The following is a 19,380-nucleotide window of genomic DNA, read 5'->3' as shown; positions in this document are numbered from 1 at the left end:
CCTGTAGGAGCTGCCGAAGGCTGCGATCTTTTCGGGCCTCACTCATTCTCAAACCACCGCAGCACGCCGCTGAACAAACCTATCCACATATTCATCGGCAGGCGAATGGAGGATTTCTTTCGGCGTACCGACCTGGATCAACCGGCCGTCTTTGAGAATCGCGATGCGGTTACCAATGCGCACGGCTTCGTCGAGGTCGTGGGTGATGAACACAATGGTTTTGTGCAGGGTCTTTTGCAGCTCGAGCAACTGATCCTGCATCTCGGCGCGGATCAGCGGGTCGAGGGCACTGAAAGCTTCGTCCATCAGGATGATGTCAGTGTCCGCCGCCAGCGCACGCGCCAGGCCGACACGTTGCCGCATACCGCCAGACAGCTGGTGCGGGTATTTGTTTTCGTAGCCTTTGAGGCCCACGGTATTGATCCAGTGCAGCGCGCGTTCAGCGCAGACTTCCTTGGTCTCGCCACGAACTTTCAGGCCGTAGGCGACGTTGTCCAGCACCGTCTTGTGGGGCAACAGGCCGAAGCTCTGGAACACCATGCTGATCTTGTGCCGACGGAATTCGCGCAGGGCTTCCATGTCGTATTGCAGGATGTCCACACCGTCCACCAGGATCGCGCCGCTGGTCGGGTCGATCAGGCGGTTGAAGTGCCGAACCAGGGTCGATTTGCCAGAACCGGACAGGCCCATGATCACGAAGATCTCACCGGTGCCGATGGACAGCGACAGATCATTCACGCCGACCACGCAGCCGGTTTCGGCCAGTACCTGATCCTTGCTCTTGTTCTGGCGAATCATCTCCAGCGCATCCTTGGAACGGGCGCCGAAAATCTTGAAGACGTTTTTGACTTCGATCTTGCTGATGGCTGCGTTACTCATTTGTTCACCTCATGCCGTGGCCGACCGTAGGCCTGAGTAATGCGGTCGATGACCACTGCGAGAATCACGATCGCCAGACCGGCTTCCAGGCCGCGACCGACGTTGAGGGTCTGGATACCGACCAGGACATCTTCGCCCAGGCCACGGGCACCGATCATCGAGGCAATCACCACCATCGACAGGGCCATCATGGTGGTCTGGTTGATCCCGGCCATGATGCTCGGCAGGGCCAGCGGCAGTTGCACGCCGAACAGTTGCTGCATACGGTTGGCGCCGAAAGCGTTGATCGCTTCCATCACTTCGTTGTCAACCTGACGAATACCCAGATCCGTCAAACGAATCAGCGGTGGCGCGGCGTAGATCACCGTGGCGAAAATCGCCGGAACCTTGCCCAGTCCAAACAGCATCAGCACCGGAATCAGGTACACGAAGCTCGGCATGGTCTGCATGATGTCCAGCAGCGGCATCAGGAACGAACGCAGGCGATTGCTGCGCGCCGAAAGAATGCCCAACGGAATGCCGATCAGTACCGAGATCACCGTTGCCACCATCATCAGCGCCAACGTCTGCATAAGCTTGTCCCAGAGGCCAACCGCGCCCACCAGGAACAACAAACCGACGATCACTGCGGTGGTCACCACTTTACGGGTGGCGTGCCAGGCAACGCCGGCTACAATCGCCAGCATCAACCACCAGGGCGCCGCACGCAGCAAGCCTTCCAGGTTGACGATGGCCCACAGCAGGGTGTCAGAGATCTGTCGGAACACATCACCGTAGTTGGTGACCAACGAATCGACCCAACTGTTGACCCAGTCGGCGATGGAGAATGTGAAATTTTCGGGAAACATAAGGTGCTCTCGATCAAGTGGTTGAGGTGAGTCTCCCGGTCGACCTTACGACCAACCGGGAAAGTTCAACCTACAAAGCCGCGTCGATTTTCTTGGCTGCGTCGTCGCTTACCCACGCATGCCAGACTTCAGGATGTTCCTTGAGGAAGATCTTCGCCAGCTTTGGCGATTCGATACGTTCCTTGGCCATGCGCGCCAGATTCTGGTTGAGCAGGTCGATAGGCAGGTTGACCTTCTCAAGCACTGCGACAAGTTCCGGCGCTTGTTCATGAAACGTCTTGGACAGTCCGACCTTGATGGTCACGCTCTTGTCCACTCCCGGTTTTTCTTCCAGTTTCACCAGATCCACCTGACCCATTAACGGGGTTGGCGACCAGTAATAAAACAGGATCGGCTCACCGCGCTTGTAGCTGGAAAGCACGGCCGCATCCAGCGCCGGGCCGGTGCCTGGGCGGAAGTTGGTGTAGCTGCTTTCCAGGCCGTAGCTCTTGAGCATTTCGCTATTGTCCAGTTCACAGGTCCAACCGGCCGGGCAGTTGTAGAAACGACCCTTGGCTGGCTCTTCCTGATCCTTGAATACCGCAGAGTATTTGCCCAGATCAGCGATGCTTTTCAGGTCCGGGGCCTTGGCTTCCAGTTTACGCTTGGCGTCGCCTTCGATCACATAACGCGGCACATACCAGCCTTCGATCGCACCGACCACCGGGGCGCCGACTCCGACGACTTTGCCGGCCTTCTCGGCCTTGTTCCAGACTTCGCTGCGGCCTACCCACTCCTCGGCGAAGACCTGGATATCGTTGCTGCTCAGGGCGTTTTCCATGGTGATGGAGTTGCCTGGCAAGGTGTCGACCTTGCAGTCGTAACCCTTCTCCAGCACCACCTGCAGCACGTCAGTGAGCAGCATGCCGCTTTCCCAGTTCAGTCCGGCGAATTTCACCGGTTTTCCGGATTCGCACCAGCCGGCGGCCTGAGTGGCGCCAGCACTGGCCAACAGGCCCATGGAAAGTAACGTGGTCAGCAGGGTCTTGTTCGATTTCATTGTTTGACGCTCCTAATCATGAGTTGGCTTACGGCAGTCAAGAGGCATCCAGCCCTGTCCACGTCCAATCAGGCCTGCGCCGCAGCGCGACCGGCCCCGCTTGTTTTAGGTTGTACAACGCTGTCCTGCTCGACCGGCAGGATCAGTTGATCGGGTACTGCGCTGTGCCATTTTTTCGCGCACACGTAATACAGGGCTGCGGGAAGCACCAGACCGATGATCCAGGAAATATCCACACCACCCAGAGCGTCCACCAACGGACCGGTATAGAACTTGGTAGAGATGAACGGCAGTTGCACCAGCACACCAAAGACATAGACGCTGATACCGAGCGGGTTCCAGCGGCCGTAGCGACCGTTCGGATCGGCCAGCGCCGGCACGTCATAGCGCTCGCGAGTGATGCAGTAGTAGTCCACCAGGTTGATCGCGCTCCATGGCGTGAAAAAAGCCAGCAAAAACAGGATGAAGGACTTGAACGCACCGAGGAACGAGTGCTGACCGAGCAACGCGATCAGGGTCGCAGTGCCGACGATGACCAGCACGAAGACCAGACGCTGCAAGCGCGTTACCCGCAGGTCACCACGGAAACCGCTGATGACGGTCGCAATGCACATGAAGCTGCCGTAGGAGTTCAGCGTGGAGATGGTGACCTTGCCGAACGCGATGCTGAAGTACAGCAGCGCAGCGGTGGCACCGCTGCCGCTCAAACCAACGATGTAAGCCACTTCGTGGCCGGCGAATTGCCCGTTGGCCATGGCGGCGGCAAACACGCCGAGGATCATCGCCACCTGTGCACCGATAACCGAACCGGCGCCGGCGGCGAAAAAGGTTTTCACCGAAGACGTGCTGCTCGGCAGGTAGCGTGAATAGTCAGCCACGTAGGGGCCGAAGGCGATCTGCCAGGACGCCGCGAGCGATACCGCGAGCAGGAAGCTGGTCCAGCTGAAGTGGCGGATTTGCAGGAGTGCGCCAACGTCAGTCTGGCTCATCAGGCGACTGAACAGGTAAACAAAGGCAATCACGCCAATGACGCTGGCGACACGGCCGATGAAATGAATCACCCGATAACCGAGCACCGTGACCAGCACGATGACGCTGGCGAAGATGAGGATACCGACGCTGTCGCTGACGCCAAACAACTGGCCCAGCGCCTGGCCGGAAAGCACGGTGCCCGTTGCGGTGAAACCGAGGTACATCAGACAGACCAGCACGATCGGGATGGCCGCGCCATACACGCCGAACTGTACCCGGCTGGATATCATCTGCGGCAGGCCAAGCTTGGGCCCTTGCGCCGCATGCAGCGCCATTACGCCACCGCCGAGCAGTTGACCGATCAACAGACCGATCAACGACCAGAACACGTCACCGCCCAGCACCACGGCCAGGGCCCCGGTGACAATCGCGGTGATTTGCAGGTTGGCACCCATCCACAGGGTGAACTGGCTCAACAGACGACCGTGTCTTTCCGCTTCCGGGATGTAGTCGATCGAACGTTTCTCGATCAACGGTTTACTGCTTGCACGATCGCCATTAACAGCCATGACTCAACCTCTGTGGATTGTTCTGGATTTCATCGGTCCCCGTAGGAGCTGCCGCAGGCTGCGATCTTTTGATTTTTCGGCGTCCTTGATGACGCTAAAAGATCACAGCCTGCGGCAGCTCCTACAGGTTTTGCGTTAGGCCGCCCATCAAGGGCGGCTCGTTTCTCAGCCAGTAATCATCGGCAGGTTCAAACCCTGCTCCTTGGCGCAGTCGATCGCGATCTGATAACCGGCATCGGCGTGACGCATAACGCCAGTGGCCGGGTCGTTGTGCAGTACGCGAGCGATACGCTCGGCCGCTTCGTCAGTACCGTCGCAAACAATCACCATGCCCGAGTGCTGGGAGAAGCCCATGCCGACGCCGCCGCCGTGGTGCAGGGAAACCCAGGTCGCGCCACTGGCGGTGTTGAGCAAGGCGTTGAGCAGTGGCCAGTCGGACACGGCATCGGAGCCGTCCTGCATGGATTCGGTTTCGCGGTTCGGGCTGGCTACGGAACCGGAGTCCAGGTGGTCGCGACCGATCACGATCGGCGCCGACAGCTCGCCGCTGCGGACCATTTCGTTGAACGCCAGACCGAGCTTGGCACGCAGGCCCAGACCGACCCAGCAGATACGTGCCGGCAGACCCTGGAAGCTGATGCGCTCGCGCGCCATGTCCAGCCAGTTGTGCAGGTGGGCATCGTCCGGAATCAGTTCTTTTACTTTGGCGTCGGTCTTGTAGATGTCCTGCGGATCGCCCGACAGTGCAGCCCAACGGAACGGGCCGATGCCACGGCAGAACAGAGGACGGATGTAAGCCGGTACGAAGCCCGGGAAGTCGAACGCGTTTTCCACGCCTTCTTCTTGCGCCATCTGACGGATGTTGTTGCCGTAGTCGAAGGTCGGAATACCCATTTTCTGGAATTCGAGCATCGCTTTAACGTGCACGGCCATCGATTGCTTGGCGGCTTTGACCACGGCAGCAGGCTCGGTCTTGGCGCGAGCGCGGTATTCGTCCCAGGTCCAGCCGGCTGGCAGGTAACCGTTGAGTGGGTCGTGGGCGCTGGTCTGGTCGGTGACCATGTCCGGGCGCACGCCGCGCTTGACCAGTTCCGGCAGGATTTCAGCCGCGTTGCCCAGCAGGGCGATGGAAATCGCTTTGCCTTCCTTGGTGTATTTGGCGATGCGGGCCAGAGCGTCGTCGAGGTCGGAGGCTTGCTCATCGACATAACGGCTGTTCAGGCGGAAATCGATACTGACCTGCTGGCATTCGATGTTCAGCGAGCAGGCGCCGGCCAAAGTTGCGGCCAGAGGCTGAGCGCCACCCATGCCGCCCAGGCCTGCGGTCAGTACCCAACGCCCTTTCAGGTCATCGTTGTAGTGTTGGCGACCGGCTTCGACGAAGGTTTCGTAGGTACCCTGGACGATGCCCTGGCTGCCGATATAGATCCAGCTGCCGGCGGTCATCTGGCCGTACATGGCCAGGCCCTTGGCATCCAGTTCGTTGAAGTGCTCCCAGCTCGCCCAGTGTGGAACCAGGTTGGAGTTGGCGATCAGTACACGCGGTGCGTTGCTGTGGGTCTTGAACACGCCGACCGGCTTGCCGGATTGCACCAGCAGGGTCTCGTCGTCATTCAGGTTGGTCAGGCTTTCGACGATCTTGTCGTAGCATTCCCAGTTACGCGCGGCACGCCCGATACCACCGTAAACCACCAGCTCTTTAGGGTTCTCGGCAACTTCCGGGTCGAGGTTGTTCATCAGCATGCGCAGCGGCGCTTCAGTCAGCCAGCTTTTGGCGGTCAGCTTGTTGCCGCGGGCAGCGCGGATTTCAACGTCACGGTATTTCGTCGGTTTATTCTCAGTCACGAAAAGAACTCCTCAGCAATCAATCCAAACCAACCCAGGCAGTGGGCGAGCAAGCCAATGCGCAAACTGTGCACACCGGCGAATGAACGGACGATGGTCGAGTCTTCGTGACTCATACGCATACGTCTTTACTTGTACATACAAGCATATGCAATCAAGCGGCCAACTTACTGGCGAAGCGTTCAAAAAAGATTTGAAACGAGCTGGAAGCTGTCTGGATAAAGGGCTTTGAGGCGCAAGGAATTTTTCTGGGAGGTTTTTTTGAAGGGGAAAACGTTGTTACCGAAGCATGATTTTGCGCCACGCTGGGGCGTTCGGTAACATTTTGAGAGATGTTGGTGCGCGATGGGGAACGGATCAGGGGTAATCGGAGGGCGAAAAAAAGATCGCAGCCTGCGGCAGCTCCTACGGGATTTGCGTACCCCCTATCTGGCGGGGACCCGGTCGGTGTAGGAGCTGCCGCAGGCTGCGATCTTGGCAGTGCTGGATCAATGCGCAGTGAGTTCAATCACACAGCATTGTCCGGTCACCGCAATTTCCAACAACCCATTGTTACCGTCCAGTTGCAGGCAGTCATGCAGCCCCAGTACTTCGGGTGCACCGTCGCCCAATTCAACCTGCACCTGCTGCGTCACACTGAAGATCAGCAGCGTACTCGCCGAGCTGAAAAACCGCTGCTCGCCCTCAAGCCATTGCAACCGTGCGCTGTAGCGGTCCGGCGCGTAGATCAGATTGAAGTCACGAATCGCACCGCCGAGCAGGGTGCAGGAAACCTGGCTCTCGCCGCTGAAGGCAAATGGGTCCAGCGGTAACAGTGGCCGTGTGTCCTGGCCGTCGACCGTCAAGGTCATGCCCGGACCTTGCAGCACAGTGATGACCCGCTGATAACCGGCAAAAGTAGAGAAGCCGCCCGACTCGCCGATATCGGCAATCGACAGCCGCCAGCCAAATCCATCCAGGCCGGTGCCGGCATCGCGGGTGATTTCTTCGGTGCTGCCGCCGCCGTTTTTCCACGGCATGCGCGGATAGTTGGCCGCGCGCAAAACGTTCAACTGATTCATTTATGTCTCTTTATTTATATCTTTTTATTTATGAAACCGTCCTTCCAGACGATGACGGGAACCGGGGTGGATCAAGCGTGCGGCGGTCACCGGCTGGCGCCCGGACCAGGTCCGGCGGCGGATCAGCAGGCACGGCTCGCCGCGTTCGATCTGCAATAACCTGCATTCTTCCGGCTCGGCCAGAATCGCCTCAACCACGTGCTCGCCTTCGGTCAGCGGTGCGACCTGGGACAGATAGGCGTAGGGCGTCTGCAAGGTGAAGTCTTGCTTGAGGTAGTCCGGCGCCACCAGCGCGTTGACGAAACGGTCTTCGATTTGCACTGGAATATCGTTTTCGAAATGCACGATCAACGAATGAAAAACCTTCTGCCCTTCACGCATGTCAAGCGCGACAGCGCGCTCGGAACCGGCGGACTCTTCGCCGAGGGTGATCACCTTGCAGGTGTGGCGATGGCCACGGGAGGCGATCTCATCGGCAATGTTGTGCACTTCGAACAGGGCTGACTGGCTCTTCGGTTCGGCGACGAACGTACCGACACCCTGCATGCGCACCAGCAGACCGTCAGCGGTCATCTCGCGCAAGGCCCGATTGATGGTCATGCGACTGAAACCCAACTGGTTGACCAGCTCGCTTTCCGACGGCACGCGATAGTGCGGCGGCCAGTTTCCACTCTCGATTTGCTGAGTGATCATCTGTTTGACGCGGGCGTACAAGGGCGCCGGACTGTCACCCATTTGGGCAGCCAGCGGGGAGATGGCAGGGGGAGTCGGCACAGGAAATCCTTGTGAGTGAGTGAAGGTTGCTAGCTTGCCGGAGTTTACCGAGCAGGCAAACGTCTGTATATGTATATACAAATAACACACGATGGGGTGCTGAACCATGTCCGCCTTCTTTGCCGAACGCGCGCTACTGCCTAGTGGATGGGCCAATAATGTACGTCTTGAGGTCAGCGCCGATGGCTTGCTGACCCACATCCAGGCCGATGCCAGCGCCGATGGCGCCGAACGGTTGAACGGTCCTCTGCTGCCGGGCATGCCGAATCTGCATTCCCACGCGTTCCAGCGGGCGATGGCCGGGCTGGCGGAAGTCGCCGGCAATCCGAATGACAGTTTCTGGACCTGGCGCGATTTGATGTATCGCCTCGTCGGAAAAATCAGCCCGGAACAACTCGGGATCATCGCCCGTCAGCTCTACATCGAAATGCTCAAAGCTGGCTACACCTCGGTCGCCGAGTTCCATTACGTCCATCACGACACGAATGGCCAGGCCTATGCCGACCCGGCCGAGCTGTCGTTGCAGATCAGCCAGGCCGCCAGCGCAGCCGGTATCGGCCTGACCCTGCTGCCAGTGCTCTACAGCCACGCAGGTTTCGGTGGGCAAGCGCCGAATGAAGGCCAGCGACGTTTTATCAACAGCACCGAAAACTATCTGAAGCTGCAGGCGCGCTTGCAACCGCTGCTGGCGCAACAGCCTGCGCAACACGTGGGCTTGTGCTTCCACTCGCTGCGCGCGGTAACACCGCAACAGATCAGCGAGGTACTGGCGGCCAGCGACAAACAGTGCCCGGTGCACATCCACATCGCCGAGCAGCAAAAAGAAGTCGACGACTGCCTGAGCTGGAGCGGTCGTCGCCCCTTGCAATGGCTATATGAAAACACCGAGGTCGATCAACGCTGGTGCCTGGTCCACGCGACCCATGCCAACCCCGAAGAAGTCACGCTGATGGCCAAGAGCAAAGCCATCGCCGGGCTGTGCCTGACCACTGAAGCCAACCTGGGAGACGGGATTTTCCCGGCTGTGGACTTCCTTGCTCAGGGCGGCCGGATGGGCATCGGCTCCGACAGTCATGTGTCATTGAGCGTGGTCGAAGAACTGCGCTGGCTGGAATATGGCCAGCGTCTGCGCGATCAACGGCGCAACCGCCTGTATCGCAGCGATCAACCAATGGTCGGGCGCACCCTGTATGACGCCGCGCTGGACGGTGGGGCCCAGGCATTGGGTCAACCGATTGGCGCTCTGGAGGTGGGCAAGCGTGCCGACTGGCTGGTGCTCGACGGCAACGATCCTTACCTGGCAACGGCAAATGGCGACGCGATTCTCAATCGTTGGCTATTTGCCGGCGGCGATCGCCAGGTGCGGGATGTGCTGGTCAACGGTCAATGGGTGATCCGCGACGGTCATCATGCCGGGGAAGAGGACAGCAGCCGGGCGTTTACCCGAGTGTTGCGTGAGCTCTTGGGCTAAAAGCCAAAGATCGCAGCCTGCGGCAGCTCCTACAAGGGATCCTGTGTACGCACACATTCCGGAGTTGCCGCAGGCTGCGATCTTTTTAGCTACGCCGCTAATTCGAGGTCTTGGCCATCTTGGTATCCGACACTCGCCAGATCAGCCGCGTGGTGTCGTATCCCTGCCCGCGCGCCTTGCTCAGCAGTTCCTCTCGGACTACCCCATTGACCTCGGGTGAACGTGACAGCAGCCAAAGGTGCCGACGACTCGGATCGCCGACGATCGCGGTCTTGTAGTCGTCGCTGACGAACAATACCCAGTATTCGCCCTTGGCCACGCCTGGCAGCAGGCGGGAAATCCAGTTATCGAATTCGACCCAGAGCTTGTCGGTCCTGCCGGGAATCTGCGGCGATGCCGTGCCCCTGGCTTCTTCCCATTGCCAATCGGTGGTCAGGCAGCGGTTTAGTACCGCAATATCGCCATCGACCTTGAGGTTGTAATGGGCCTCGGATTGCGCACAGTTGCGCTGGAAATACATCGGCAGACGAGCCAACTCGTACCAGGTCCCCTGGTAACGCTTGAGATTGACGCTGTTGACGGTTTTGGGCGCCAAAGGGTCATTGCCAGAGGTGGCACAGCCGGCCAATACCAGGCCGGCTAAAAGAACTACTACGAACCGCATCATTGTTTTTCTCCCGTGGGCTCTTGGCCCCGGTTTTTTTTACTTCAGGCCTTGCCCGGAAAACATCAACACTTTGTCACCGGCGTACTGCACGCTGATAAAGCTGTTCTTGTCGCCCCAGGTGCAACTGGACATACCCAAGGCGCCGGAACAATCGGATGGCTTGCCCAGCAAGGTTTCGACTTCGGCTTTGGGCATCCCGGTCTCAAGCTTTGAGTAGTTTTCCTGGTTTACCTTGCTGCACGCGGCGAGCAGCACGCAGAACGACAACAAGGCAAGAGATCGCAGCGACATGGTGAAACTCCTGGGGGGATGGGGAAGGCATGGCTGCCAACCAGAAGCTTAGAAGAGAAAAGACCCATCTGGTTCCCGAAGCCACCGGCTATTTCTTGAACCGCCTATCCGCCAATCCCTTCTGAAATCAAGCTCTTCTCTGCGTTCAAGGGTATTTCGTCGAGTTTTGCCAAAAACGCCTCATTTTTGGCGTTCGCCGGTCGACATAAAAACAGTGCAAAGCCTCACTGACCAGTCCCTCGCGGTAGTTCATTTAATGACCAGAAACATGAAATTCAGCCATAAGATTCTGCTTGCAGCCGCTCTTGTGGTCGCCGTTGCATTCGCCTGCTTCATCCTGTTCAACGACTATCGTCAGCGCCAGACCTTGCGCAGCAGCACCGAATCCTCAATGCAGGAACTCGGTAGCCTGACCACCAGCAACATCCAGACCTGGCTGGAAAGCCGTATGCAGTTGCTGCAATCGCTGGCACAGCAAATCGCGGTTGACGGCAGCGCACCTGACAGCCTGAAACGCGCCGTCGGCTTACCGGCCTACACCAGCAATTTCCAGCTCAGCTACTTCGGTGGCCAGGACGGCGTGATGTTCTCGGTCCCGGCCGGCAACCGCGCGGCCGACTATGACCCGCGCTCCCGTGGCTGGTACAAAGCAGCCAACAGCGCCCGGCAGACTATCGTCACCGAGCCTTACATCGCTGCGTCCTCGGGCAAACTGGTGATCACCGTCGCCACCCCGGTGCAACATCAGAACCAGTTTATCGGCATCGCCGGCGCCGACATCGACCTGAGCAGCGTCAGCGCGATCATCAACTCACTGAACTTTGGCGGCCATGGCCACGCCTTTATCGTCAGTGCCGACGGCAAGATCCTGATCCACCCGGACAGCAAACTGGTGCTCAAAAGCCTGATCGACGCCTATCCCAATGGCGCGCCAAAGGTCAGCCCGGGCATGAAGGAAGTTGAAGTGGACGGCAAGTCGCAGTTCATCTCCTTCACCCGCGTCAACGGTGTGCCGTCGGCGGACTGGTATGTAGCGCTGGTGCTCGACCAGGACACCGCGTTTTCAATGCTCAGCGAGTTCCGCACCTCGGCAATCATTGCCATGCTAATAGCCGTAGTGATCATCATCGCGTTGCTGGGCCTGCTGATCCGGGTGCTGATGCAGCCACTGCTGACCATGGGCCGGGCGATGCACGATATTGCCGAAGGTGAAGGCGACCTGACCCGGCGCCTGACCATTCATGGCCACGACGAATTCGGCGCCCTGGGCATATCCTTCAACCGCTTCGTCGAGCGGATTCACACCTCGATCCGCGAAGTGTCCTCGGCCACCCAGCACGTCAACGAAGTGGTCTTGCGGGTAGTCAGCGCTTCCAACTCGTCGATGTACAATTCCGACCAGCAGGCTTCGCGCACCAGCAGCGTCGCTGCGGCGATCAATCAATTGGGCGCCGCCGCCCAGGAAATCGCCCAGAACGCCGCCCTCGCCTCGCAGCACTCCAGCGACGCCCGCAGCCTGGCCGAGGACGGTCAGCAGGTGGTGGATAAAACCATCGCCGCGATGCAACAACTATCGGCCAAGATCAGTGATTCGTGCGGCAATATCGAAACACTGAACAGCAACACGGTAAACATCGGGCAAATCCTCGAAGTCATCACCAGCATTTCGCAACAGACCAACCTGCTGGCGCTCAACGCTGCCATCGAAGCCGCCCGCGCCGGTGAAGCCGGACGCGGCTTTGCGGTAGTCGCCGACGAAGTGCGCAACCTGGCGCATCGCACCCAGGACTCGGCACAACAAGTGCAAAAGATGATCGAAGAACTGCAAGTCGGCGCCCGCGAGGCAGTCCTCACCATGACCGACAGCCAGCGCCAGAGCGAAAGCAGCGTAGGCATCGCCAACCAGGCCGGCGAACGCCTGAACAGCGTGACCCAGCGCATCGGCGAGATCGACGGCATGAACCAATCGGTGGCCACCGCCACCGAGGAACAGACTGCAGTAGTCGAGTCGATCAACGTCGACATCACCGAGATCAACACCCTCAACCAGGAAGGCGTGGAAAACCTGCAGTCGACCTTGCGCGCCTGTACCGACCTTGAGCAGCAAGCGGCGCGGTTGAAACAACTGGTGGGGAGTTTCCGGATCTAAGGCGCTATTGAAGGCCTCATCGCGAGCTTGCTCGCGATAGCGGTTTCAGCAGCACCGAAGATCTAGAACCGCGATCCCGGCTCACGCAAAAATGCCAACTCTTCAGGCGTAGAAACCCGTCCGAGCGCTTCGTTGCGATGGGGAAAGCGGCCAAACCGGGCGATGACTTCCTGATGCTTTTCGGCATAGTCGAGATGATCGGCAAATACTGGCTGATCGGCCACCGGCTGTTCCGCCTGCAAGGCAGCAAATCGCGACACGCCTTCGTTCTGCACCGCGAGATTCTCGCAATGTTCGAACACCAGGTAGAGGAACGCCCGGCGCATGGCCGGCAGCTGTCGATCGAAATCCGCGACAATCCCTTGAGCCACCAACGCTTGAGCACGCAGGTCACCCGAAAAGGCCTTGGGGGTATCGCGATAGATCATTCGCGGCAATTGATCGAGCAACAGCACCAAGGCCAGCCAACCTTGCGGGCATTGCGCCCACTCAGCCAATTCGCCAGCCAGTGCCTGCTCGACCCAGGCCCCGAAACGCTCACGCGCTTCGAGGTCCTGGCTGTCGCGCTTGCCGAACCACAGCCTGCCCTTTTCAGCTACCACTTCGGCAGGAGACTCGGCTGTACCGAACCACCAATCAAGCAATGGCTGCCAAGGTGCAGGCACAGGTTTACTCCTTGTGGTAAGCGGTGACGCGTTCAACTTCTTCTTTCGAGCCAAGGAACACCGCTACACGCTGGTGCAAGCCTTCAGGCTGAATGTCGAGAATCCGTTGATGACCGTCGGTAGAAATACCACCAGCCTGCTCGACCAGGAACGACATCGGGTTGGCTTCGTACATCAGGCGCAGTTTGCCCGGCTTGGACGGATCGCGGTTGTCGCGCGGGTACATGAACAGGCCACCACGAGTCAGGATCCGGTGCACGTCGGCAACCATCGCGGCAATCCAGCGCATGTTGAAGTTCTTTTTCAGCGGACCTTCTTCACCGGCCAGCAACTCGTTGACGTAGCGCTGTACCGGAGCTTCCCAGTGGCGCTGGTTGGACATATTGATGGCGAATTCCTGGGTGGTTTCCGGGATCTTGATGTCTTCGTGGGTCAACACGAAGCTGCCCATTTCACGGTCCAGGGTGAAGCCTTTGACGCCGTCGCCCAAAGTCAGCACCAGCATGGTTTGCGGACCGTAGATGGCATAGCCGGCAGCGACCTGCTCGGTACCCGGCTGCAGGAAAGCCTTCTCGCTGAGGGTTTCGTTCTGGCTCAGATGCTCGTTCGGGCAACGCAGTACCGAAAAGATGGTGCCGACCGAAACGTTGACGTCGATGTTCGACGAACCGTCCAGCGGGTCGAAAACCAGCAGGTACGCGCCTTTCGGGTATTTGCCAGGGATCTGGTAGGCATTGTCCATTTCTTCGGACGCCATGCCGGCCAGGTGACCGCCCCATTCGTTGGCTTCGAGCAGGATTTCGTTGGAAATCACGTCGAGTTTCTTCTGCACTTCGCCTTGCACGTTTTCGGTGCCCATGCTGCCCAGAACACCACCCAGGGCGCCTTTGGAGACGGCGTGGCTGATTTCCTTGCAAGCACGCGCCACCACTTCGATCAGGAAACGCAGATCGGCAGGAGTGTTGTTGCTGCGGGTCTGCTCAATCAAATAGCGACTCAGGGTAACGCGGGACATGGATGGCTCCGGAGAAAGGGGTGGGGGCTAAAAACCCGCGCAGTTTAGCGCGAGTCGGGGTGCTTTTCCTCTTATCAGACGTGATCCGCCCCATAGAGTTCATGTACCGGGTTGAGCGTAGACCGAAACCGACCGAAGGTGCCTGAAGATTTTCCACAGTTTCAGGTTCGTATTCAGATTTTTGCCAGTGGTTTGCGCAACAGACTGAACGCCATGACCCCGAGAAAAAGCACACCCAGCAACAACACCGCCCACAAACCGACTTTCTTCCAGTCGGTGCCCGCGACAATCGGTGGTGTCGCAGTGTTTGATTGAGCGAACAACAAACCACCGTCCACTTTTGCCTGACCCAAAGCCCCCAGACGCCCAGGGCTGTAATCAGGAATCAAGGTCGGCAGCGGCAGATTTGCCGCTTTCACCGCCGGGCTGCCCAGGGCCAAGGTATAGGGCGCTGCTCCGCGAGCGAGGAACACCAACTGCGTCGCCCGCACGGCAAAGTGCACGGCCGGGGCTTCAGCGCCCAGGCCTCCACCGCGCTCGTCGACGACCAGTTTCAATTGCTGAACAGTCTGACCGGGCATCTGCAATTCATCTTGCACCACATCCTGACCATTCTGGGTCAGGCGATAGAGCAACCCGCTGCTCAAAGGCTGCCACGCCTGGCTACTTTCGCGACGGCCATACAAGGTAACGGGAGCAAGGCTGTTAGCCTGGCTCAGCTCCACCCGCAAGCGCTCTATTTTCAAACCTGCCGGCAGTTGCCAGGTGTATTCGCCCGGCTTCATGCCAGTCCCGGCCAGTGGCTGCGACCAGACCAAAGGTAGCGGCAGGCTGTTGATGCTGGCACTTTCCAGTTGGGCCGAAGTCAGGATCGGCGCCGACTGCGGGGCGTCCCACAGCAAGCGCAGATACCGCGCCGACTGTCCCGGCAACCCGACCTCATTCTGCTCGATCTGCTCGTCGGCAAACGACAGACGCGCCACTTGCCCTTCGCCCCACGATTGCCAATGCTGCAAATCGTCACTGGCTTCAATGCTGAAGCGCTGGAAACCTTCCCGTTCGCTGTTCCAATCGAGAATCAACTGCTGCAACGGCGCCTTGATTGCGCTGACATCCAGCAACCAGCCACGCAGCACTTCCTCGCCGGCTTCAATCTGGCCGGAAGGCCGGACTTCGACCAGGGTGCCGTTTGCACTCGATTTCACCTGGATACTCGGGGTTGCTTCGCTGGCGTCCGTCGAGCTGTAGAGCGGGAACCATTTAACGTCGGTCAGGACGCGATTTTCGCTGGTCTGCGCCTGCTCCCGGGCCAACGCGTAGGCCTGGGCTTCACCGGCAGCGTTAAACACCCGCACGTCGCCGAGATCGGTCTGACGTGCGTTCATTTGCACTGCCAGCGGTAATTCAAGGCGATACCATGGGCCTTCGCCACTCAGCGTCAACGGCATTTGGGTGGTGAAATCCCCCGGTTTTTCCTGGCCATGGGCCGACAATACCGCACACAATCCGACAGCCCCCAACCAGCCCAGGCTCAGCTTCTGACTCAAGACGACACTCCTTCGGATTCATTAGCCGGTTTTCCAGCAGCCGACGCGGTTTCCGCACGTTTGGGCGGCAGCGGCGCGAAATAACCCACCACCAGCAGCAACACCCCTACCCCGATAAACGACACGATCCGCGCCAGCCCGCCACGGTTACTCAACTCGACAAAAAACAGTTTGGTGACCACCACAGCGATCAGCGCCGCGCCGATCAGCCAGACTTCGCGACGGTGACGCCAATGGCCGCCGATCATCAGACTCAAGGCAATCAGCGTCCAGACGATCGACAGCCCGGCCTGCACCTGCATCGACCGCAGCAGCGTGTCCAGCTCGAGCGGCACACCGCCCCAATGGTGAGCGCTGCGCATCACCAAGGCGGTGAAGAAGGCGAACAGCGAGACGCCAGCCACCAGCTGCGTGGCAGGTTCGGCATAGTCGGCGCGAACGACCCATTGCGTGAGCGCACTGCGCGACCAGGCATAAACCCCGAACAAGGCGAACAACAAACCCACCTCCAGCGGGTTGAGCAGCGGCACATAAGACAGCGGCTCAGCGGTACCGTCACTGGCGATGTTCGCCAGCCAGAACCAGCCCAGCATCAACACTGCCAATGGCAGTGCCGCGTATAAACGGTATTCACGGGAATAGCTCGAGACCGGCCACGGCCAGTGGCGTGGCGCGGCCATCAGCACCAGATACAGACTTGGCAGAATCGCCCAACCCAGCCAGCGCCAGGCGTTGTATTGCTCGGACAATAGCAGCAGCCCGTAACGCAGCTCCAGCGCCAGTACGCCGATCAACAGCCAGCAACCCAGCACATGAGCGGTGCTCAGGGCCGCAGCAGGCAGCATTGGCGCCAAACGCCGCAACGCGAAGAAATGCACGACAAACAGCGCCGCCCACGCCAGCCAGCCGAAATTGGCCCCAGGGTGATAACGAGTGTGCCAGGCCGCGACCAAGACCAGACTCGCTGCCAACACCAGCAAGGTGCAGAGCAGACCCAGCGCCGGCCACTTCAAGCGCAAAGCCAACAGACACCACACTGCGACACTCAGCGCCGCGATGCCAAGCAGCAACGTCGCCTGCAGATCCGCCGGTGCAAAGCGCAACACTTCACTGACCAATGCCAGCGCCCACCAGGCCGCTCCCCACACCAGCAGCAGTTCTGACAAACGCTGCAGGCTCAAGGCATCGAAGGCCGTTGCATGGCTGCCACGCTGCAAGCGCCAGGCGCCGATCAGTGCCGCCAACCCAAGCACCATCGGCGTCCAGAACCCGCCATGAGCCAGTGGCCGCAAGCCTTCGCTGGACAACGGCCCGAGCAGATCGGGCCCGGCAATCAGGAACGCCGCACCGCCAATCACCTGCAACAGCAGGCCAAAGACAAAACTCACACGCTGGTGCATGTACAGGCTCAGCCAGATGATTACCAGGCCGCTGGCAGCCCAGACCGCGCTCGCCGTTTGCCATGGCAACACAAACAACACTGCCAGGTTGATCAGCACCAGTCCCGCGAGCAACACTACCGACAGGCCACGCAGCAGCCGCAGGTCATTGCGCACCATGTCATCACGAGCAGCCAGCAACATGCCGCCGATCAACGCCAGGCCGATCAAGGATGCACTGAGCAAACCGCTCCAGCCGGCACTGAACACTGCAGAGTCGCCCTGCGCGCCTTGCAGGCGCAGCAGAAACAGCGCACCACCGAGCAATTGCACAGCGAAGGCGCTGAACAGGAACGTCCGTGATTGCAGGCGCAGGCCGACAAACAAGGTCGCCAGCCCCGCCAGCGCCCAACTGATAGCGGTCCCTTGGGAGAAGAAGAACAACGGCGCCAGCAGATAAAGAAATGCCAGGCCGCCGCAAGCCAACACCGGCAGCGCTTTACGTTCCCGGTTCGACGCTTGCCTGGGCAGGGCTTTGCGCAATTGATAGAAACTGAACAGCAAGGCTGCGCCCAGCATCAGCGCCCCCAGCGGCGCAGCGTCCAGCAGGCTGGTTTTGCCAACCCGCAGCTCACTGAGGAACGTCAGCGCCGAACCCGTTTGCAGCAGCAAGGCAAACGCCCGCGCCAAGGGTCGCTGCTGACGCAGGCCGAGCCAGAAAATCCCCGCTCCTTCCACCGCCCAGGCCGCCGCCGTCCACCGCGCATCCAGCCCCAGCGGAATTGCCAGGCTGGCGAAAATCACCCCCAGCGCCAGACACGTTTCCCCCAGCAACAGCGCTCGCCCTCCGGCGAGCAAACGCGCCAGCCCCATATAGACAATGCCCAGCACCAGCGCGCTGAACGCCGCGGCGAACTGCAGATGCTCGACCAGCGCGAACTGCAAGCCAAAGCCAACCAGTGGTGGGCCGAACAGCATAGTGCCGTCAACGTAATCGCCCTTGCGCGCCGACCAGCGCAGCAGCGCTTCGCGGCTGGCGTCTTCGGGAGCATCGCTCAGCTCCAGCAGCTTGCGCCTTGCGAACAGCAGCCCGATCGCCAGGTACATCAGGAAGAACAGAATCAGGAACGGCTCGGTGCTCCACAGCAGGTCCGCTGTGTAAGAGCGCAGTCCCCAGGCCAAGCCAATGCCGAAGGTGCCGACGAAACCGATCAGGTTGAGCAAGCGCCAGGCCTTGAACCAGGCGATGGCCAGGATGCCAGCGTTGAGCAAGGCGAAATAGCTGAACAACGCGACATGGTTGCCAGCACCAGTGGAGGTCAGGATCGGCGCGGCAAAACCACCGAGGGCCGCCGCCGCAGCCAGACCCAGCGCATCCTGGGTGATCGCCAGAATCGCCGAGAACAGCGTGACCACCACCAGCAAGCCTAAAGCCGCAGTCGGATCAAGCAGCGGATGCAGGCGCATGGCGGCGAACACTGTCAGGTACAACACCGCGATCCCTGTGCCCTGCAGCATCAGCGCGTAGTTGCTGTTGCGCAGACGCAGCCACCAACCGAGCCCGAGCAGGCCCAAGGCACAAGCGGCAACCCCGGCATAACGCAACTCGATCGGCACCAGCATGTCTTCTGTGGCATAGCGCAGCAGGAACGCCAACCCGAGGAACAACAGCAGCACACCGACCCGCAGCACAGTGTTGCCGCCGAACAGCCAGGCTTGAGCGCCGCTAATGGCGCGGTCGATGAGATCAGGTTCGCGAGCGGCCAGTCCAGGTTTCCAGGCATCGACGGGCAGTGGACGGCTGGTTTCAGCGGCGGCCGCGGTAATGGGATCGAGTTCGGGTGGAAGCTCCCAGATCAACTCCGGAGTGGCGACAGGTGTTTCATCGAGAATGATTTCAGGTGATGGGACGGGTTCGCTGGTAACAGACCCGTCAGTTTGCGGCGCTCTGACGCCCGATACCTCCAGCAATGCCAACCGCTGCTCGACCGCTTTTAGCGCAACCTGCGTCTGCTCAAGCAGAAGGTGCTGCTCGGTGGCCTGTGAACTTAGACGGCCAATTCGAATGGTCTGGCCAATACCCAGTCCGAGCAGCCCACCTAACAACACATCGCTGAACGACTCGCCGAGTATCCAGCCCGGCAGCAGCCCAATCAGCATGAACATCCATTGCATGGTCGATATCCCTAAGTACTATGGCCAACCCGAG

Annotated in this window: 15 protein-coding genes; 2 read left to right on the top strand and 13 right to left on the bottom strand. The window is 59.7% G+C overall.

The window, feature by feature from the left end; translation table 11 throughout:
* Nucleotides 1-48 precede the first annotated feature (48 nt).
* From ACA064_RS01715 to hutC, 7 genes are all read right to left on the bottom strand, one after another.
* The gene (locus ACA064_RS01715; RefSeq protein ID WP_150644190.1) at nt 49-879 is read right to left on the bottom strand and encodes a quaternary amine ABC transporter ATP-binding protein; all 831 of its coding nucleotides are present in this window, start codon (nt 877-879) and stop codon (nt 49-51) included.
* The gene (locus ACA064_RS01710; protein ID WP_150802289.1) at nt 876-1,727 is read right to left on the bottom strand and encodes an ABC transporter permease; all 852 of its coding nucleotides are present in this window, start codon (nt 1,725-1,727) and stop codon (nt 876-878) included. The genes ACA064_RS01715 and ACA064_RS01710 overlap by 4 nt, the downstream gene beginning before the upstream one ends.
* Before the next feature lie 70 nt (nt 1,728-1,797).
* The gene (locus tag ACA064_RS01705; protein ID WP_497671843.1) at nt 1,798-2,766 is read right to left on the bottom strand and encodes an ABC transporter substrate-binding protein; all 969 of its coding nucleotides are present in this window, start codon (nt 2,764-2,766) and stop codon (nt 1,798-1,800) included.
* Between the two features lie 68 nt (nt 2,767-2,834).
* Nucleotides 2,835-4,307: a purine-cytosine permease family protein gene (locus ACA064_RS01700; protein WP_497671842.1), complete on the bottom strand. Its 1,473-nt coding sequence runs from the start codon at nt 4,305-4,307 to the stop codon at nt 2,835-2,837.
* Nucleotides 4,308-4,472: 165 nt separating this feature from the next.
* Nucleotides 4,473-6,152 (bottom strand): urocanate hydratase, encoded by a 1,680-nt coding sequence (gene hutU / locus ACA064_RS01695; protein ID WP_497671841.1) that lies wholly within the window; start codon nt 6,150-6,152, stop codon nt 4,473-4,475.
* Between the two features lie 488 nt (nt 6,153-6,640).
* Entirely contained in the window at nt 6,641-7,213 is a 573-nt protein-coding gene (locus ACA064_RS01690) for a HutD/Ves family protein (RefSeq protein WP_497671840.1), read from the bottom strand.
* Nucleotides 7,214-7,237: 24 nt separating this feature from the next.
* Nucleotides 7,238-7,948, bottom strand: coding sequence for a histidine utilization transcriptional repressor HutC (gene hutC / locus ACA064_RS01685; RefSeq protein WP_497674152.1), 711 nt, complete (start codon nt 7,946-7,948; stop codon nt 7,238-7,240).
* 145 nt (nt 7,949-8,093) lie between these two features.
* Between hutC and ACA064_RS01680 the strand changes: the two genes are divergently transcribed.
* Nucleotides 8,094-9,458: a formimidoylglutamate deiminase gene (locus tag ACA064_RS01680; protein WP_497671839.1), complete on the top strand. Its 1,365-nt coding sequence runs from the start codon at nt 8,094-8,096 to the stop codon at nt 9,456-9,458.
* Nucleotides 9,459-9,555: 97 nt separating this feature from the next.
* Here ACA064_RS01680 and ACA064_RS01675 read toward each other — a convergent pair whose 3' ends face one another.
* Nucleotides 9,556-10,125 (bottom strand): lipocalin family protein, encoded by a 570-nt coding sequence (locus tag ACA064_RS01675; RefSeq protein WP_497671838.1) that lies wholly within the window; start codon nt 10,123-10,125, stop codon nt 9,556-9,558.
* Between the two features lie 36 nt (nt 10,126-10,161).
* Nucleotides 10,162-10,416: a hypothetical protein gene (locus tag ACA064_RS01670; protein WP_497671837.1), complete on the bottom strand. Its 255-nt coding sequence runs from the start codon at nt 10,414-10,416 to the stop codon at nt 10,162-10,164.
* 256 nt (nt 10,417-10,672) lie between these two features.
* On the opposite strand from ACA064_RS01670, the gene ACA064_RS01665 reads away from it, so the two are divergent.
* Nucleotides 10,673-12,565, top strand: coding sequence for a methyl-accepting chemotaxis protein (locus tag ACA064_RS01665; protein ID WP_497671836.1), 1,893 nt, complete (start codon nt 10,673-10,675; stop codon nt 12,563-12,565).
* Between the two features lie 62 nt (nt 12,566-12,627).
* On the opposite strand, the gene ACA064_RS01660 is transcribed toward ACA064_RS01665, so the two are convergent.
* The 4 genes from ACA064_RS01660 to ACA064_RS01645 all read right to left on the bottom strand — a co-directional run bounded on the left by ACA064_RS01660 (nt 12,628) and on the right by ACA064_RS01645 (nt 19,346).
* On the bottom strand, nt 12,628-13,230 hold the full coding sequence (locus tag ACA064_RS01660) for a DUF924 family protein (RefSeq protein WP_497671835.1): 603 nt from the start codon (nt 13,228-13,230) through the stop codon (nt 12,628-12,630).
* 4 nt (nt 13,231-13,234) lie between these two features.
* Nucleotides 13,235-14,245 (bottom strand): class 1 fructose-bisphosphatase, encoded by a 1,011-nt coding sequence (locus ACA064_RS01655; RefSeq protein WP_497671834.1) that lies wholly within the window; start codon nt 14,243-14,245, stop codon nt 13,235-13,237.
* Nucleotides 14,246-14,418: 173 nt separating this feature from the next.
* Nucleotides 14,419-15,792 (bottom strand): DUF3999 domain-containing protein, encoded by a 1,374-nt coding sequence (locus ACA064_RS01650; protein WP_497671833.1) that lies wholly within the window; start codon nt 15,790-15,792, stop codon nt 14,419-14,421.
* Complete coding sequence (locus ACA064_RS01645) at nt 15,789-19,346, bottom strand: DUF2339 domain-containing protein (protein WP_497671832.1); 3,558 nt, start codon at nt 19,344-19,346, stop codon at nt 15,789-15,791. The genes ACA064_RS01650 and ACA064_RS01645 overlap by 4 nt, the downstream gene beginning before the upstream one ends.
* Nucleotides 19,347-19,380 lie beyond the last annotated feature (34 nt).

It is taken from the genome of Pseudomonas sp. LBUM1658, from assembly GCF_059716055.1.
The sequence above is the reverse complement of the archived record's forward strand: the minus strand, read 5'-3'. Positions and strand labels throughout refer to the sequence as shown.

What these genes read in the sequence shown, in the direction of transcription:
- ACA064_RS01690 (WP_497671840.1), bottom strand. Translation starts at nt 7,213, where the DNA reads ATGAATCAGTTGAACGTTTTGCGCGCGGCCAACTATCCGCGCATGCCG.
- ACA064_RS01675 (WP_497671838.1), bottom strand. Translation starts at nt 10,125, where the DNA reads ATGATGCGGTTCGTAGTAGTTCTTTTAGCCGGCCTGGTATTGGCCGGC.
- hutC (WP_497674152.1), bottom strand. Translation starts at nt 7,948, where the DNA reads ATGGGTGACAGTCCGGCGCCCTTGTACGCCCGCGTCAAACAGATGATC.
- ACA064_RS01645 (WP_497671832.1), bottom strand. Translation starts at nt 19,346, where the DNA reads ATGCAATGGATGTTCATGCTGATTGGGCTGCTGCCGGGCTGGATACTC.
- ACA064_RS01665 (WP_497671836.1), top strand. Translation starts at nt 10,673, where the DNA reads ATGACCAGAAACATGAAATTCAGCCATAAGATTCTGCTTGCAGCCGCT.
- ACA064_RS01700 (WP_497671842.1), bottom strand. Translation starts at nt 4,307, where the DNA reads ATGGCTGTTAATGGCGATCGTGCAAGCAGTAAACCGTTGATCGAGAAA.
- ACA064_RS01710 (WP_150802289.1), bottom strand. Translation starts at nt 1,727, where the DNA reads ATGTTTCCCGAAAATTTCACATTCTCCATCGCCGACTGGGTCAACAGT.
- ACA064_RS01705 (WP_497671843.1), bottom strand. Translation starts at nt 2,766, where the DNA reads ATGAAATCGAACAAGACCCTGCTGACCACGTTACTTTCCATGGGCCTG.
- ACA064_RS01680 (WP_497671839.1), top strand. Translation starts at nt 8,094, where the DNA reads ATGTCCGCCTTCTTTGCCGAACGCGCGCTACTGCCTAGTGGATGGGCC.
- ACA064_RS01670 (WP_497671837.1), bottom strand. Translation starts at nt 10,416, where the DNA reads ATGTCGCTGCGATCTCTTGCCTTGTTGTCGTTCTGCGTGCTGCTCGCC.
- ACA064_RS01715 (WP_150644190.1), bottom strand. Translation starts at nt 879, where the DNA reads ATGAGTAACGCAGCCATCAGCAAGATCGAAGTCAAAAACGTCTTCAAG.
- ACA064_RS01655 (WP_497671834.1), bottom strand. Translation starts at nt 14,245, where the DNA reads ATGTCCCGCGTTACCCTGAGTCGCTATTTGATTGAGCAGACCCGCAGC.